Genomic DNA, 15,076 nt, shown 5'->3' on the forward strand with positions numbered 1-15,076 from the left:
CGTGCAGCCTACTGCCCGGCACCGACACCGCGAGCGAGCGAAGGCGCGCGGCGGCGTCCTACCGGCCGGGCAGCTCCCCGGCCAGTTCCACGCCCGCCTCCCGCAGCTGCACCAGGGCCTTGTCCACGGTCTCCGGCGCCACGCCCGCGGTCAGGTTCAGCAGCACCCGCGTGTCGAAACCGGCCGTGCGCGCATCCAGGGCGGTGGCGCGGACGCAGTGGTCGGTCGCGATGCCGACCACGTCGACGGCGTCGATGCCGCGGTCGCGCAGCCACTCGGCCAGCGCCGTGCCGTCGGCCGCGGCACCCTCGAAACCCGAATAGGCGGCCGAGTATTCGCCCTTGGAGAAGATCTCCTGCACCACGGCGGTGTCCAGGTTCGGGTGGAAGTCCGCGCCCGGTGTGCCGACCCGGCAGTGCGGCGGCCAGCTGTCGACGTAGTCCGGAGCGGTGGAGAAGTGCGGGCCCGGGTCGATGTGGTAATCGCGGGTGGCCACGACGGCGGCGTAGTCGCTACCGGTGACGTGATCGCTGATCCGATCGGCGACCGCGGCGCCGCCGGTGACCGCCAGGGAGCCGCCCTCGCAGAAATCGTTCTGCACGTCGACGATGATCAGCGCCCGCCTCATGCCCCGAGGCTACCCCGCCCGACAGGGTAGGCCCCGCTCAGGAGACGAAGGTGGTGGGCACGGCGGGTTCGCCGTCGGAGAGCTTGAGGCCCTCCCACGGCAGGCTCACCAGCCCGCGCGCGACGAGGTCGCGGGCGTCGGTGAGCGTCGGCAGGTCGTCGACGACCGCACCGCCGCGCACCAGCGGCACCAGCAGCTGCCTGGCCTCGAAGCCGTCGGTGGGCGGCGGCTCGGCAGTGGCCGGGTAGACGATCTCCTCCACGATCGTGCCCGAGCTCTTGGTCAGCCGCAGTGCCCGCTTGGCACCGCCGCGCGATTCCTTGTGGCTGCTGCGCTTGACCACCGGCACACCCTCGACCTCCACCAGCTTGTAGACCATGCCCGCGGTCGGCGCGCCGGAACCGGTGACCAGCGAGGTGCCCACGCCGTAGACGTCGACGGGTTCGGCGCGCAACGCGGCGATCGCGTACTCGTCGAGGTCGCCGGAGACCACGATGCGGGTCTTGGTCGCGCCGAGGGCGTCCAGTTGCTCGCGGACCTGCCGGGCCAGCACACCCAGGTCGCCGGAGTCGATGCGCACGCCGCCCAGCTCCGGCCCGGCCACCCGGATCGCGGTCGCCACCCCCTCGGTGATGTCGAAGGTGTCGACCAACAGGGTGGTGCCGACGCCGAGCGCGGCGACCTGGCTGCGGAACGCCTCGGCCTCGTGCGCGCCGTCGCGGCCGCTGTGCAGGAGGGTGAACGCGTGCGCGCTGGTGCCCGCGCCGGGCACGCCGTAGCGGCGCACCGCCTCCAGATTCGAGGTAGCGTCGAAACCGGCGAGGTAGGCGGCCCGGGCCGCGGCGGGTGCGGCCGCTTCGTGGGTGCGGCGCGAGCCCATCTCGATCATCCGGCGGCCGTCGGCGGCCGAGACCATGCGGGCCGCCGCCGAGGCGATGGCACTGTCGTGGTTGAAGATCGACAGGATCAGCGTCTCCAGCACCACGCACTCGGCGAAACTGCCGCGCACGGACAGGATCGGGGAGCCGGGAAAGTACAGCTCGCCCTCCGGATAGCCGTCGATGTCGCCGGTGAAGCGGTACTCGCGCAACCAGTTCAGCGTGCGCTCGTCGAGGAACCCCGCCACCACCGCGAGCTCGGGCTCGCCGAAGCGGAAGTGCCGCAGCGCCTCGAGCAACCGCCCGGTACCGGCGACCACGCCGTAGCGGCGCCCGTGCGGCAAGCGCCGGGCGAACACCTCGAACGCGCAGGTGCGCGCGGCCGAACCGTCGGCGAGCGCGGCGGCCAGCATGGTGAGCTCGTATTGATCGGTCAGCAGCGCGGTGCTCGTGGTGACCTGGTCGCGGATGTCCACTCCGTCACTGTAGACAGCGGGTACCGGGGGCGCGCTCGCCCGATCCGGCCGGGTCCGGCGGGGGTGTTGAGTATCGCGAGCCGCGTCGTACCCTTGACGTTATGGGCTTGTGCAATACGAACCTGACACTGTCGGCGGCACAGGCGACTCCGGAAGCGGTGGAATACACCGAGATCCTGGAGGCGGAGGACCGTCCGTGGGTGACTGTCGTGTGGGACGACCCGGTCAACCTGATGCACTACGTGACGTACATCTTCCAGAAGCTTTTCGGCTACAGCAAAGCCAAGGCGACCGAGTTGATGCTGCAGGTGCACAACGAAGGCAAAGCCGTTGTCTCGTCCGGATCGCGCGACAAGATGGAGCACGACGTCCGCCGACTGCACGCCGCCGGCCTCTGGGCCACCATGCAGCGAGACGACTGACCCTGCGACTACCCTGGCGCTCGTGCGTGATGGGACGAGCAGCCGTGCGTAAGTGGACCAGGAAGAACTCGCTGGGCGGCCTGAAGCTGCGCGCCGAGATGGACGCGCACGAGGCCGAGGTGCTGCGCTCGCTGGTGGGCGCGGTCTCGGGACTGCTGGCCGAACGGGCCCAGTCCGCGCCCGAGGACGAACTGAGCGCGCTCACCGGCCTGCGCACCGGCAACACCGCGCCGCCGGACGATCCGCGGCTGGCGCGGCTGCTGCCCGACTTCCATCGCAGCGAGCCCGGTTCCCCCGACGCCGACCGGGCCGGACTCAACAGCGCCCTGCGCGCGCTGCACGAACCGGAGATCATCGACGCCAAGCTGGCCGCGGGTTCGGTCGTGCTCGACACCGTGCCCGCCCGCGGCGGCAAGATCGTGCTCACCCCCGAGCAGGCCGACGCCTGGCTGAGCGCGCTCACCGACGTGCGGCTGGCGCTGGGCACCGTGCTCGGCATCGACGCCGAGACGCCCGACCAGCTCGATCCGGACGATCCGCGGGCGCCGCACCTGGACGTCTACCACTGGCTCACCTGGATGCAGGACAGCCTGCTGCAAGCACTCGCGCCCTAGGGGAGGACTACGGCATGACGGCGGTTCCCGGTCCGCGCGACGCGCTCACCGATGTGGCCGGGCTGCTGGTCGGCCACCACCACGTCCTCGACGCCGACGCCTCGCTCGGTGCGGGTGCGGCCACCGGCTGCACCGTGGTGCGGGCGCCGGGCGGGGTCACCGCCGCGGTCGACGTGCGCGGTGGCGGGCCGGGCACGCGGGAGACCGATCTGCTCGATCCGGCCAATACGGTGCGCCAGGTGCACGCGCTGCTGCTCACCGGCGGCAGCGCCTATGGTCTGGCCGCCGCCGACGGGGTGATGCGCTGGCTGGAGGAACACGGCGAAGGCATCCCGATGGACCCGGCCGAGCCCGCCCGGGTGGTGCCGATCGTGCCCGGCGCGGTGATCTTCGACCTGCCCGTCGGCGCCTGGGACATCCGCCCCACCGCGGAGTTCGGCCGGCTGGCCGCGCAAGCCGCGGGCACGGAGTTCGCGCGCGGCTCGGTCGGCGCGGGCACCGGCGCTCGCGCGGGCTCGATCAAGGGCGGTGTCGGCACCGCCAGCGTGGTACTCGGTGACGGGCCCGCCGCGGGTGTCACGGTGGCCGCGCTCGTCGTGGCCAACCCGGTGGGTTCGGTGTTCGATCCGCGCACCGGGCTGCCGTGGGGGGTGGGCACCGACGGTCCCGAGCGATTCGGTCTGCGGCCGCCGACACCCGAACAGCTCGCCGCGGCCAACGCCTTGCCCGTCAAGGGCACCGTTCTCAACACCACCATCGGGGTGGTGGCCACCGACGCCGCGCTCGATCCGGCGGGCTGTCGCCGCATGGCGACCACCGCGCACGACGGGCTCGCCCGCGCGATCCGGCCCGCGCACTCCCCGCTCGACGGCGACACCCTGTTCGGCGTCGCCACCGGCGCGGTGCAGCCGCCCGGCGTCCCGCTGCCCTCGGCGTTTCCGGCCGAACTGCTGGTGCTCGACGCGGTCTGCACGGCCGCCGCGGTCTGCGTGGAACGGGCGGTGGTCGACGCCGTGCTCACCGCCACCACGGTGGCGGGCGTGCCCGCCTACCGCGACCTGTTCCCCTCCTGAGCCCGCCGCCCCGGGTCCGATCCGCCGGGAATAGCCACATATCCTGGCTCGTTGACGGCTGTGACGAGCAGGTGCGCGGAAAGGTTCGAATCTGGTGCTGGTGATCAAGTCCGATCTGGTGGCGGCGATGGTCGCCCACGCCCGCGCCGATCACCCCGACGAAGCCTGCGGCGTCATCGCCGGGCCCGAGGGCTCCGACCGCCCCGAGCGCTTCATCGCGATGACCAACGCCGAGCGGTCGCCCACCTTCTACCGCTTCGATTCCGGGGAGCAGCTGAAGGTGTGGCGCGAGATGGACGCCGCCGACGAGGAGCCGGTGGTCATCTATCACTCGCACACCGCCACCGAGGCCTACCCCAGCCGCACCGACATCTCCTACGCGTCCGAGCCGAACGCGCACTACGTGCTGATCTCCACCCGCGATCCGGAGCAGCACGAGCTGCGCAGCTACCGGATCCTCGACGGCGTGGTCACCGAGGAGCCGGTCCGCGTCGTCGACGATTACGACACCGCCACCGGCACCGACGACCACGACACCGTCACGCCCGGCGCCTGAGCCGGTTTCGTCCCCGAGCATCACCGAACGAGCAACTCCGAGGAGAACCCATGTCGGTAACCGTGTCCATCCCGACCATCATGCGCGGCCTCACCGGCGGCGAGAAGCGCGTCCAGGCCGAGGGCGCGACGCTGTCGGCGCTCATCGAGAACCTCGACGCCAACCACCCCGGCTTGGCCGAGCGACTGCTCAAGGACGGCAAGCTCAACCGCTTCGTCAACATCTATGTCGACGACGAGGACGTCCGCTTCGCCGGCGGGCTCGCCGCCGAGGTGCCCGAGGGCGCCAGCGTGACCATTCTGCCCGCGGTGGCGGGCGGCGCCCCGGATCCGCGCTGAATCCGTGGCACGCTACGAATCGCTGATCGCCACCCTCGGTGACACGCCGCTGGTCGGCCTGCGCACCCTGTCGCCGAAATGGGACGGCGACGACCACGTGCGGCTGTGGGCGAAGCTGGAGGACCGCAATCCCACCGGGTCGGTCAAGGACCGGCCCGCGCTGCGGATGATCGAGCAGGCCGAGGCCGAGGGGCGGCTGCGCCCCGGCTGCACCATCCTCGAGCCGACCAGCGGCAACACCGGTATCTCGCTGGCGATGGCGGCCAAGCTCAAGGGTTATCAGCTGGTCTGCGTGATGCCGGAGAACACCTCCGTGGAACGCCGTCAGCTGCTCACCATGTACGGCGCGCGCATCATCGATTCGCCGGCGGCGGGCGGTTCCAACCAGGCCGTCGCGCTGGCCAAGCAGATCGCCGCGGAGAACCCGGACTGGGTGATGCTGTACCAGTACGGCAACCCCGCCAACGCGCAGGCGCACTACGACACCACCGGACCCGAACTGCTCGCCGACCTGCCCGAGATCACCCACTTCGTGGCCGGGCTCGGCACCACCGGCACGCTGATGGGCACCGGCCGCTTCCTGCGGGAGCAGGTGCCCGGCATCGAGATCGTCGCGGCCGAGCCCCGCTACGGCGAGCTGGTGTACGGGCTGCGCAACATCGATGAGGGCTTCATCCCCGAGCTCTACGACGAGACCGTGCTCACCACCCGCTACTCGGTGGGCCCCTACGACGCGGTCAAGCGCACCCGCGAGCTGGTCGGTGAGGAGGGCATCTTCGCCGGGATCTCCACCGGTGCGATCCTGCACGCCGCGCTCGGCATCGGCCGCAAGGCGCTGCAGGCGGGCAGGCGCGCCGACATCGCGTTCATCGTCGCCGACGGCGGCTGGAAGTACCTGTCCACCGGCGCCTACGACGGCACCCTGGAGGACGCCGAGAGCAGGCTGGAAGGCCAGCTCTGGGCCTGAGCCGCCGGCGAGCCGGCGACGCCGTGGGCTCGCGACGCGCGAGCGTTCACGTGCTCATGGCGTCGTCCCAGGCGCGCACCACCCAGTTCTTCACCACGCCGTTCAGCACGAACGGGTCCGCGCGCGCGAATTCCTCCGCCGCCTCCCTGGTGCGGAAGATCGCCATCGAACCCTCGGTCTGCGGATCGCCGAAGGTGCCGATCCCGAGCAGCGTGCCCGCCTCGGCGAAGGGCTGCCAGTGGGCCTGGTGGGCGGGGAAGTGTTGCATGGCCAGCGGCATCACGTCGTCGGCCGACTCGTAGAACAGGACGTAGCGCATGGGGGGATGCTACGAGCGGGTGCCGACATCGACCGGGCTTCTGCGCGAGCTGCCGGAAACGCCGGTTTCGGTACCCTCGAAGGCGTCGAGTCCGTCAGCCTCCGGGAGGTGGCCGTGTCCGGTGGTCCGGGTATGGGTGCGTCGTTCGATCCGGAACGCATCGCGGCACTGCGCGCGCGGGCGGACGGCGCGACGACCACCACGCCGTCGCGGCCGGGCGGGTTCGCGGGGATGCGGCAGCTGTGGGCGCGGGCCGCGGTCCTGATCGCGGGGTTCGTCGCGCTGCTCTACGGCATCGAGGGCGTCGACAGCCTCGACGGCAAGGCCCAACTCGACGACGCCGGCATCCACCCCCGTCAGCTGGACGGCCTGTGGGGCATCCTGTGGGCGCCGGTGCTGCACCACGGCTGGGATCACCTGCTCGCCAACACGCTGCCGGTGCTGGTCCTCGGGTTTCTCGTGCTGATCGCGGGCATCCTGCGCGGTCTGGCGGCGACCGCGATCATCTGGGTGGTCGCCGGGCTGGGCACCTGGCTGACCGGTGGGAGCGGCACCGTGCACCTCGGCGCGTCCGCACTGGTGTTCGGCTGGCTCACCTTCCTGATCCTGCGCGGGTGGTTCGCCCGCAATCTCGGCCAGATCGTGCTGGGTCTGGTGGTACTGGCGTGCTACGGCTCCCTGCTGTGGGGCGTGCTGCCCGGCCCCGACCGGATCTCTTGGCAGGGACATCTTTTCGGGGCGGTCGGCGGCGTGGTCGCGGCCAGGACGCTGGCCGGGCGCCGCCGCGGGGCCCAGGCCGGGCCACCGGCCGCCGCGCGGGTGTAAAGCCTTGGGCCGCGCCGCATTCGGGCTCGCGGGCATGGCCGGAGTGCCCGGTGGGTACCCTCGGGCAATGGACGTCGATGTTCGTGGCCGGGTGGTGGGGGGATGCACGGCGCCCCAGCACGACCGGGAGGCCCGCGGGGATTTTCGGGGGATCGTTTCGTGAGCGAGATTTCGTCGTGGCAGCATGTGGGCATGCGCCTTACCGTCCTCGGGTGCTCGGGCAGTGTGTCCGGCCCGGACTCCCCAGCGTCGGGATACCTGCTCACCGGCCCGGACATGACACCGGTGGTCATCGACTTCGGCCCCGGGGTGCTCGGCGCGCTGCAGCGCTACGCCGATCCCGGTGAGGTCGACATCTTCCTCACCCACCTGCACGCCGACCACTGCCTCGATCTGCCCGGCCTGCTGGTGTGGCGGCGCTACCATCCGACCCCGCCGGTCGGGCGCGCGATCGTGCGCGGCCCCTCCGATTCGGCGCTGCGCATCGGCAACGCTTCGGCCGAGGTCGGCGGCGAATGCGACGACTGGTCCGACGTGATCGATCTGCGGCCCTGGCAGGAGGGCGAGACCGTCGAGTTCGGCCCCGGCCACACCATCGCCGCGCGCCGGATGTTCCACCCGCCGGAGTCCTACGGTCTGCGGATCACCACCAACGCCGGGCGCACCTTCGTCTACACCGGCGACACCGCCATGTGCGATGCGGTGCAGGAGCTGGCCCAGGGCGCCGACGTGCTGATGGCCGAGGCGTCCTGGACCCACGACCCGGCCAACCGGCCGCCCGGCATCCACCTGTCCGGCACCGAGGCGGGCCGCATCGCCGCCCGCGCCGGGGTCGGGGAGCTGCTGCTCACCCACATTCCGCCGTGGACCTCCCGGGAGGACGTGATCGCCGAGGCCAAGGCCGAGTTCACCGGCCCGGTCCACGCCGTCGCGCCCGGCGAGGTCTTCGATCTCTGAGCCGTCGCCGAGCGGCCTGCGCGCCACGCTCGGGGGATGGGGGTTGCGCCGGAGACCGTCGCGGCACGTCGTTTAGGCTTGGCCCGTGTCGAGACGAGCCGATGGCAGGGCGGACGATGAGCTCCGCGAGGTAAGGATCACCCGTGGATTCACCACGCATCCAGCCGGTTCCGTGCTGGTCGAGTTCGGGCAGACCCGGGTGATGTGCACCGCCAGCGTGACCGAAGGGGTGCCCGCCTGGCGGCGCGACTCCGGGCTGGGCTGGCTCACCGCCGAATACGCGATGTTGCCCGCGGCCACCCACACCCGCTCCGGCCGTGAGTCGGTCAAGGGGCGCGTGGGCGGGCGCACCCAGGAGATCAGCAGGCTGGTCGGGCGCTCGTTGCGGGCCTGCATCGACCTGGCCGCGATCGGGGAGAACACCATCGCCATCGACTGCGATGTGCTGCAGGCCGACGGTGGCACCAGGACCGCCGCCATCACCGGTGCCTACGTGGCACTCGCCGACGCGGTCACCTGGCTGGGCGCGGCGGGGGCGCTGGCCGATCCGCAGCCGATCTCGTGCGCCATCGCCGCGGTGAGCGTCGGCGTGGTGGACGGCCGGGTGCGGCTGGACCTGCCGTACGAGGAGGACTCGCGCGCCGAGGTCGACATGAACGTGGTCGCCACCGACACCGGCACCCTGGTCGAGATCCAGGGCACCGGCGAGGGCGCCACCTTCCCGCGGTCGACGCTGGACAAGCTGCTCGATGCCGCGCTGGCCGGCTGCGAGCAGTTGTTCGCGGTGCAGAAGGAGGCGCTGGCGCTGCCGTATCCGGGTGTGCTGCCCGAGCCCGCCGAACCGGCGAAACGGAAGTGACGATGGCGCGCGTCCTGGTCGCCAGCCGTAACGCCAAGAAGCTGGCCGAGTTGCGCCGCATCCTCGACGACGCCGGGGTGGCGGGGGTGCAGATCGTCGGACTCGACGACGTGCCGCCCTACGACGAGGCACCCGAGACCGGCGCCACCTTCGAGGAGAACGCGCTCGCCAAGGCGCGTGACGGCGCCGCCGCGACCGGATTGCCCTGTGTCGCCGACGATTCCGGCCTCGCCGTGGACGCGCTCAACGGGATGCCCGGCGTGCTGTCGGCGCGCTGGTCGGGCACCCACGGCGACGACGCGGCCAACAACGCGCTGTTGCTCGCCCAGTTGCGCGACGTGCCCGACGAGCGCCGCGGCGCGCGCTTCGTCTCCGCGTGCGCGCTGGTGGTGCCCGGCGGTACCGAGACCGTGGTGCGCGGCGAATGGCCCGGGACGATCGGCCGGAAACCGATGGGGGAGGGCGGTTTCGGGTACGACCCGCTGTTCGTGCCGGACGGCGGCGACGTCACCGCCGCCCAGCTGACACCCGCGGCCAAGGACGCGGCCTCGCACCGCGGCCGCGCCCTGCGCCACCTGCTTCCGGCCCTGGCCGCGCTCGCCGACCGAACGGACTGAGCGGATCGGTCGGGGGGCGGACTCAGACGCCGAAGTCGCGCTTGACCTGTTTGGCGTTGGCGTGTTCGACGAAGAACGACAGCAGCGGAACGGTGCCGGCGAGCAGGGTGCCCACGGTGCGGCCCAGCGGCCAGCGCACCTTCAGCGCCAGGTCGGCGGTGAGGATCAGGTAGACGAAGTAGACCCAGCCGTGCACGATCGCGATCCAGCTCGGCGGGTCGGCGTCGAATCCGTACTTGGCGATCATCTCGCCGGTGAGCAGCAGCAGCCACAGACCGGTGAACCAGGCGAGCACCCGGTAGCGCAGCAGCGCGCTCTTGATCTTGGCCCGCCGGGCGGGGTCCACCGCGGACGCCGGGGCGGCCGGCCGGTCGACGGAGACGGTCTCGTTGTCGCCGGCGTTCACCCAGCGCTCCTCTCGGTCTTGCCGAGGTCGAGCCGGGCCGCGCGGACCTGCTCCTCGACATCGGCGGCGTGCAGTTCGGCCAGGTAGCGGTTGTACTCGGCGAGCACCGGATCCGCGGCGCGGGCGGCGGTGGGCCGCTCGGGCAGGATGCCCGCGGGAATCTCGCGCGGCCGGTCCTTGCGCGGCCGGCGGGTGGCGGCGGGTTCGGCGGGGGCCGGTCCCTCCGTCGACTCGCTCTCCAGCCGCACGAACCGGAAGTAGGCGAAGACCACGAACGCGGCGAACAGCGGCCACTGCAAGGCGTAGCCGAGGTTCTGGCCGGTGCCGCTGGCCGATTCGAACCGCTCCCACTGCCACCAGCCCAGGGCCAGGCAGATCACGGCGGCCACCAGCACGAGCGCGATCAGGGCCGGGCGGTTGTACGCCCGGTCCTTGCCGGCCGGGCGACGCGGTGAAGCGGACACGCCTACCACGGTACCCCGTCTACTACACGACACGTAGGCGGAGGTGGGTGCTCAGACGGGGTAGGTGACCCCGGTCATCCGCTCGGACTCGGCCCAGAGCCTGCGCATCAGTTCCGGGTTCTTCGACAGCCGCGTCGAGGGCGAGGGCTCCACCGGGCCCTGGCTCTGGAACAGCCGGTTCGGGCCCCAGTAGGTGCCGGGGTCGGCGTCGGGCATGGTCGCGGCGAACAGCGTCGAATGCGCGGCCTTGGCGGGCGGATGCCCGACGAGCCGGATGATCGGCTTGGCGATGCGGTCGAGCGGGGTCTCGGTGCGGGCGAACAGTTCGGTGGCCGAGACGCCCGGGTGCACCGCGTAGGAGCGCTTCGGTGAGCCCGCCTCGGCGAGGCGGCGCTGCAACTCCCGGGCGAACATCAGGTTGGCCAGCTTGGACTGGGCGTAGGCGAGATTGCGGTAGTAGCGGCGCCGCTCGTAGTTGAGGTCGTCGATCCACAGCTTGGGCGTCTGCCGGTGCGCGATGCTCGCCAGGGTGACCACCCGGTCGCGGATCTTGTCCAGCAGCAGGCCGGTGAGGGCGAAGTGCCCGAGATGGTTGACGCCGAACTGGGTCTCGAAGCCGTCCGCGGTGCGGGAGAACGGGATGTACATCAGGCCGGCGTTGTTGATCAGCACGTCGAACTCCTCGGCCCGCTCGGCGAACGCGCGCACCGAGGCGAGGTCGGCGAGGTCGAGTTCGGCGACGCGCACATCGCCGGGGATGCCGTCGGCGACCTGCTGCGCCTTGGCGACGTTGCGGCACGCCATGACGACGGTCGCGCCCTTGTCGGCCAGGGCTTTCGTCGTCTCGGCGCCGAGGCCGCCGTTCGCGCCGGTGATCACGAACGTCCGGCCGGTCTGGTCCGGGATCTGGGTCGGGTTCCACGCCATGCGACAACCTTACTTTGGAGTAAGTTCCGGGGGAAGAGGCGATCGGGACCGGGCTTCGGTTCGCACGCTACGGGCTCGCGGCCGAAAATGCCGGGCGGCCGGGCGGGTTCGCTACGGTGGGGACGTGACGACCTCGGTGGGCAGGCAGTACGGCGGGCGGGCCGTGGCGGAGCGCAAGGCCGAGCGCCGGCTGCGCTTCCTCGACGCCGCCACCCGGCTGTTCGCCGAGCGCGGCTACACCGACTGCTCGCTGGCCGACGTGTGCGCCGCCGCCGGACTGTCCAAACGACAGTTCTACGAGGAGTTCGAAACCAGGGAAGACGTGCTCGCAGCCGCCTACGACCGGATCCAGGACGAGGCGGCCGACGCGGTCGTGGGCGCACTGGCCGGGGTCGGCCGGGGTCGTGATCCGAACATCGCAGACCCGCATACCGCGCTCACCGCGGTGCTCACGGCCTACCTCGAGTCGATCGGCGCGGACCCGTTCCGGGCGAAGCTGGCCTTCATCGAGGTGGTCGGCGTCAGCGAGCGGATGGAGCGCCACCGCAGGCAGCGCAGGCACGCCTGGGCCCGGCTGTTGGAATCGGCGGTGGTGCCGAGGATCGTGCCGGGCGGCCGGGTCCGGGGCCGGTCCGGGCTGGCGGCGGCCGCGCTGATCGGCGCCATCAACGGACTCACCCACGAATGGCTGCTGTCGGACCCGCGCCCACCGGTGGACGATCTGGTGGCCCTGCTGGTGCCGGTGGCGGTCTCGCTGATCGAGACGTCCTGAACCCGCGGCGGTTCGCCGCCGTGTCGCTGGCTGCCCGGTCCGTACGCATCCGCCCATACTGAGGTGATGAACGGTGCCGTTGCTGTCGCCGATGCGCCGGACCAGCCGATGAGCCGGGCGCGGATCAACGTCGTGTTCGGCACCATCGTGCTCGGCATGCTGATGGCCGCCCTCGACCAGACCATCGTCTCGACCGCGCTGCCGACCATCGTCGCCGATCTGGGCGGCGCCGGACACATGGCCTGGGTGGTGACGGCCTACCTGCTCGCCGAGGCGGTGGCCACCGCGCTGGCGGGCAAGCTCGGCGACCTGTTCGGCCGCAAGCTGGTCTTCCAGCTCAGCGGCCTGATCTTCATCGCGGGCTCGATGCTGGCCGGGCTGGCGAACGGAATGCTGCTGCTGATCCTGGCGCGCGGCGTGCAGGGGATCGGCGCGGGCGGGCTGATGGTGACCTCGATGGCGTTGATCGCCGACATCATCCCGCTGCGCGAACGCGGCAAGTACCAGGGTGCGCTCGGCGCCGTGTTCGGTGTCACCACGGTCGTCGGCCCGACCCTCGGCGGCCTGTTCACCGATCACGCGGGCTGGCGCTGGTGCTTCTACGTCAACGTGCCGCTGGCGATCCTGATGATCCTGGCCGCGGCGCGCACCATCCCGCGGGTGCGGGCCGCGGCCAAGCCGATCGTGGACTACGCCGGCATCGGGCTGGTGGCACTGGGGGTGTCCTGCCTGATCCTCGGCCTGGAATGGGGTGGGCAGGAGTACGCGTGGGGCTCCTGGCAGATCCTCGGGCTGTTCGCCGCGGCGGTGGTGTTGCTGGCGGGGTTCGTCGCCGTGGAATCGCGCGCCGCCGAGCCGATGCTGCCGATGCGGCTGTTCCGGTCCAACGTCTTCACCGTCTGCTCGATCCTGAGCTTCATCGTCGGCTTCGCCATGCTCGGCGCGATGACCTACCTGCCCGCGTATCTGCAGTACGTGGACGGCATCTCGGCCACCATGTCCGGCGTGCGCACGCTGCCGCTGGTGGCGGGCCTGTTCCTCACCTCGATCATCTCCGGCCAGGTGGTCGGGCGGACCGGGCGCTACCGGTACTTCCCGATCGCGGGCACCGCGGTGATGGCGCTGGGTCTGCTGCTGATGTCGACGATGGGGCGCGAGACCAGCACTTGGCTGGAGTCGCTGTACATGCTGATCCTCGGCCTCGGGATCGGCCTGGCCATGCAGGTGCTGACCATCGTCGTGCAGAACACCGTGCCCTACGCCGACCTGGGCACGGCCACCTCGGGGGTCACCTTCTTCCGCACGCTGGGCAGCGCGTTCGGCACCGCGGTGTTCGGCACCCTCTACAGCAATCAGCTGACCCCGAACCTCACCGCGGCCCTCACCGAGGTGCGGGTGGTCTCGCCGGAGGCGGCGGCCGATCCGGAGACGTTGCGTGGCCTGCCCGCCGAGCAGGCGGTGCCGATCATCGACGCCTACGCGATGTCCATCGAGCACGTCTTCCGGTGGGTGGTGCCGGTGGCGCTGATCGGTTTCGTGGTGGCCTGGTTCCTGAAAGAGGTGCCGTTGCGCGACAGCGCGCGCACGGCGGCGGGGGAAGTGGGCGAGGGGTTTTCGGCGCCGCAGTCGGCCGATCGGGCCGATCTGCTCGAGCGCACGGTCGCCGAGGCGCTGCGCCGGGCGCGGGCGCAGGGGCCGGTCACGCCCGCCATCCTCGCCGACGCGGGCGGTGGTATGGGCCGGGGCGAGGCGTGGGTGCTCGGGCAGATCGCCCTGCACACCCGGTTGCGTGGCGCGGCGCGGTTGTCGGCGATCGCGGCGGCGCACCGGCTGCCCGGGGAGGTGCTCGAACCGTTCTTCGCCCGGGTCGCGGCCGCGGGGCAGGTGGAGATCGGCGCCGACGAGGTGCGGCTGACCCCGGCCGGGGAGGCACAGATGGATCGGGTGCGCGCGGCCTGGCGGCGCTGGCTGCGCGAGCGCCTGCAACTCGCGGACGACGGCGATCCGCGCGACCGCGAACTGCTCGAGCAGGCGCTCGACGTGATCGCGAACAAGTTGCTCGACGAACAACTGCACGAACCCGAGGCGGTGGCGGTGCGCTGACGGCTTGCCGCCGAATACTCGCGGACGTATATTCGTCTGCGAGTAGGAGGTGTGATGCCCGCCAAGCGCAAGGTCGACAATCTGCTGGCGCTGGCGATCCTGTCGGTGATCGCCGAGCGGCCCATGCACCGATACGAGATCGCCTCGAAGTTGCGCGAGCGCGGCAAGGACCGCGACATGGACATCAAGTGGGGCTCGCTCTACACCGTCGTGCGCAACATGGTGAAGGCCGGATTCCTCGAGGAGGTCGGCAGCGAGCGTCAGGGCGGGCGGCCGGAGCGGGTGATCTACCGGATCACCCCGGCCGGGCAGGCCGAAATGACCGACTGGACAAAGGAACTGCTGGCCGAGCCGCGCGCCGAGCGCAGCGCCTACACAGCGGGACTCTCGGTGACCGCGCTGCTGCCACCGGACGAGGTGGCCGAATTGCTCGACGCCCGCATCACCGCGCTGGAGACGATCATCGCCGGGGTGCGCGCCGAACTCGACGCACTCGCCGGGACGCTGCCGCGGCTGTTCCTCATCGAGACCGAATACGGGCTGGCCATGCTGGAGGCGGAGGTGGCCTGGACGCGTGGCTGGCGCGCCGAACTGCTCGACGGCACCTTCCCCGACCTGGAGATGTGGCGCAACATCCACGCCGGGGGCTTCACCCCCGGTACCGCCGTGGCGGCGGTGGAAAGGGGGATGCACCAGTCCTCGTCGTGAGACCGCGGCGGTGATACCGCCGCAATGAAACCCGGCCCGGCGGCGGTGCGGCAACACCGCCGCCGGGACCGGTGACCTTCTCGCACCGCGCACGTGCACGCACCCGGCCACGAGGTCGGCAACCACAGGATAGCCGGGGGTGTGGCGGGCGCGGTGATTCGCCGAAC

Annotated in this window: 19 protein-coding genes; 13 read left to right on the plus strand and 6 right to left on the minus strand. The window is 71.6% G+C overall.

Translation table 11 applies throughout. The features are described 5' to 3' along the window. Nucleotides 1-58: 58 nt before the first annotated feature. Together CRM89_RS27465 and CRM89_RS27470 are read right to left on the minus strand one after the other, a co-directional pair. On the minus strand, nucleotides 59-628 hold the full coding sequence (locus tag CRM89_RS27465; protein ID WP_098086637.1) for a nicotinamidase: 570 nt from the start codon (nucleotides 626-628) through the stop codon (nucleotides 59-61). Between the two features lie 37 nt (nucleotides 629-665). After that, entirely contained in the window at nucleotides 666-1,982 is a 1,317-nt protein-coding gene (locus tag CRM89_RS27470; protein WP_011207615.1) for a nicotinate phosphoribosyltransferase, read from the minus strand. Nucleotides 1,983-2,083: 101 nt separating this feature from the next. On the opposite strand from CRM89_RS27470, the gene clpS reads away from it, so the two are divergent. The 6 genes from clpS to CRM89_RS27500 all read left to right on the plus strand — a co-directional run bounded on the left by clpS (nucleotide 2,084) and on the right by CRM89_RS27500 (nucleotide 5,952). Next, the gene (gene clpS / locus CRM89_RS27475) at nucleotides 2,084-2,404 is read left to right on the plus strand and encodes an ATP-dependent Clp protease adapter ClpS (RefSeq protein ID WP_011207616.1); all 321 of its coding nucleotides are present in this window, start codon (nucleotides 2,084-2,086) and stop codon (nucleotides 2,402-2,404) included. A gap of 44 nt (nucleotides 2,405-2,448) precedes the next feature. Further along, a complete protein-coding gene (locus CRM89_RS27480) occupies nucleotides 2,449-3,018 on the plus strand; it encodes a DUF2017 domain-containing protein (protein WP_041559895.1) in 570 nt (189 codons plus the stop codon). A 14-nt stretch (nucleotides 3,019-3,032) separates the two neighbouring features. After that, the gene (locus CRM89_RS27485; protein ID WP_098086638.1) at nucleotides 3,033-4,091 is read left to right on the plus strand and encodes a P1 family peptidase; all 1,059 of its coding nucleotides are present in this window, start codon (nucleotides 3,033-3,035) and stop codon (nucleotides 4,089-4,091) included. A gap of 94 nt (nucleotides 4,092-4,185) precedes the next feature. After that, nucleotides 4,186-4,647 carry a Mov34/MPN/PAD-1 family protein gene (locus CRM89_RS27490; RefSeq protein WP_086839967.1) on the plus strand — a complete coding sequence of 154 codons (462 nt, stop codon included), beginning with the start codon at nucleotides 4,186-4,188 and terminating at the stop codon, nucleotides 4,645-4,647. A 50-nt stretch (nucleotides 4,648-4,697) separates the two neighbouring features. Further along, complete coding sequence (locus CRM89_RS27495) at nucleotides 4,698-4,985, plus strand: MoaD/ThiS family protein (RefSeq protein ID WP_086839969.1); 288 nt, start codon at nucleotides 4,698-4,700, stop codon at nucleotides 4,983-4,985. A gap of 4 nt (nucleotides 4,986-4,989) precedes the next feature. Then, the gene (locus CRM89_RS27500; protein WP_011207621.1) at nucleotides 4,990-5,952 is read left to right on the plus strand and encodes a PLP-dependent cysteine synthase family protein; all 963 of its coding nucleotides are present in this window, start codon (nucleotides 4,990-4,992) and stop codon (nucleotides 5,950-5,952) included. A 46-nt stretch (nucleotides 5,953-5,998) separates the two neighbouring features. On the opposite strand, the gene CRM89_RS27505 is transcribed toward CRM89_RS27500, so the two are convergent. Further along, nucleotides 5,999-6,271: a YciI family protein gene (locus tag CRM89_RS27505; protein ID WP_011207622.1), complete on the minus strand. Its 273-nt coding sequence runs from the start codon at nucleotides 6,269-6,271 to the stop codon at nucleotides 5,999-6,001. A gap of 132 nt (nucleotides 6,272-6,403) precedes the next feature. Between CRM89_RS27505 and CRM89_RS27510 the strand changes: the two genes are divergently transcribed. The 4 genes from CRM89_RS27510 to rdgB all read left to right on the plus strand — a co-directional run bounded on the left by CRM89_RS27510 (nucleotide 6,404) and on the right by rdgB (nucleotide 9,529). After that, on the plus strand, nucleotides 6,404-7,096 hold the full coding sequence (locus tag CRM89_RS27510) for a rhomboid family intramembrane serine protease (RefSeq protein ID WP_172964585.1): 693 nt from the start codon (nucleotides 6,404-6,406) through the stop codon (nucleotides 7,094-7,096). 192 nt (nucleotides 7,097-7,288) lie between these two features. Continuing rightward, a complete protein-coding gene (locus tag CRM89_RS27515) occupies nucleotides 7,289-8,053 on the plus strand; it encodes a cyclic nucleotide-degrading phosphodiesterase (RefSeq protein ID WP_076573656.1) in 765 nt (254 codons plus the stop codon). 85 nt (nucleotides 8,054-8,138) lie between these two features. Beyond that, the gene (gene rph / locus CRM89_RS27520) at nucleotides 8,139-8,912 is read left to right on the plus strand and encodes a ribonuclease PH (RefSeq protein ID WP_011207625.1); all 774 of its coding nucleotides are present in this window, start codon (nucleotides 8,139-8,141) and stop codon (nucleotides 8,910-8,912) included. 2 nt (nucleotides 8,913-8,914) lie between these two features. Further along, nucleotides 8,915-9,529, plus strand: a complete 615-nt coding sequence (rdgB, locus tag CRM89_RS27525) for an RdgB/HAM1 family non-canonical purine NTP pyrophosphatase (protein ID WP_098086639.1) — start codon at nucleotides 8,915-8,917, stop codon at nucleotides 9,527-9,529. 22 nt (nucleotides 9,530-9,551) lie between these two features. Here rdgB and CRM89_RS27530 read toward each other — a convergent pair whose 3' ends face one another. The 3 genes from CRM89_RS27530 to CRM89_RS27540 are packed head-to-tail and all read right to left on the minus strand — an operon-like array spanning nucleotide 9,552 to nucleotide 11,326. Continuing rightward, nucleotides 9,552-9,875, minus strand: a complete 324-nt coding sequence (locus CRM89_RS27530) for a DUF3817 domain-containing protein (RefSeq protein WP_050768229.1) — start codon at nucleotides 9,873-9,875, stop codon at nucleotides 9,552-9,554. Between the two features lie 56 nt (nucleotides 9,876-9,931). Continuing rightward, nucleotides 9,932-10,408, minus strand: coding sequence for a transcriptional regulator (locus CRM89_RS27535; RefSeq protein WP_098086640.1), 477 nt, complete (start codon nucleotides 10,406-10,408; stop codon nucleotides 9,932-9,934). Nucleotides 10,409-10,450: 42 nt separating this feature from the next. Further along, entirely contained in the window at nucleotides 10,451-11,326 is an 876-nt protein-coding gene (locus CRM89_RS27540) for an oxidoreductase (RefSeq protein ID WP_086839973.1), read from the minus strand. 124 nt (nucleotides 11,327-11,450) lie between these two features. Between CRM89_RS27540 and CRM89_RS27545 the strand changes: the two genes are divergently transcribed. The 3 genes from CRM89_RS27545 to CRM89_RS27555 all read left to right on the plus strand — a co-directional run bounded on the left by CRM89_RS27545 (nucleotide 11,451) and on the right by CRM89_RS27555 (nucleotide 14,909). Further along, entirely contained in the window at nucleotides 11,451-12,098 is a 648-nt protein-coding gene (locus tag CRM89_RS27545; protein WP_086839975.1) for a TetR/AcrR family transcriptional regulator, read from the plus strand. Between the two features lie 66 nt (nucleotides 12,099-12,164). After that, complete coding sequence (locus tag CRM89_RS27550; RefSeq protein ID WP_098086641.1) at nucleotides 12,165-14,201, plus strand: MDR family MFS transporter; 2,037 nt, start codon at nucleotides 12,165-12,167, stop codon at nucleotides 14,199-14,201. Between the two features lie 54 nt (nucleotides 14,202-14,255). Further along, a complete protein-coding gene (locus CRM89_RS27555; RefSeq protein WP_041559898.1) occupies nucleotides 14,256-14,909 on the plus strand; it encodes a PadR family transcriptional regulator in 654 nt (217 codons plus the stop codon). Nucleotides 14,910-15,076 lie beyond the last annotated feature (167 nt).

Origin of the sequence: Nocardia sp. FDAARGOS_372, assembly GCF_002554515.1 — a bacterium.
Lineage (GTDB): Bacteria > Actinomycetota > Actinomycetes > Mycobacteriales > Mycobacteriaceae > Nocardia > Nocardia farcinica.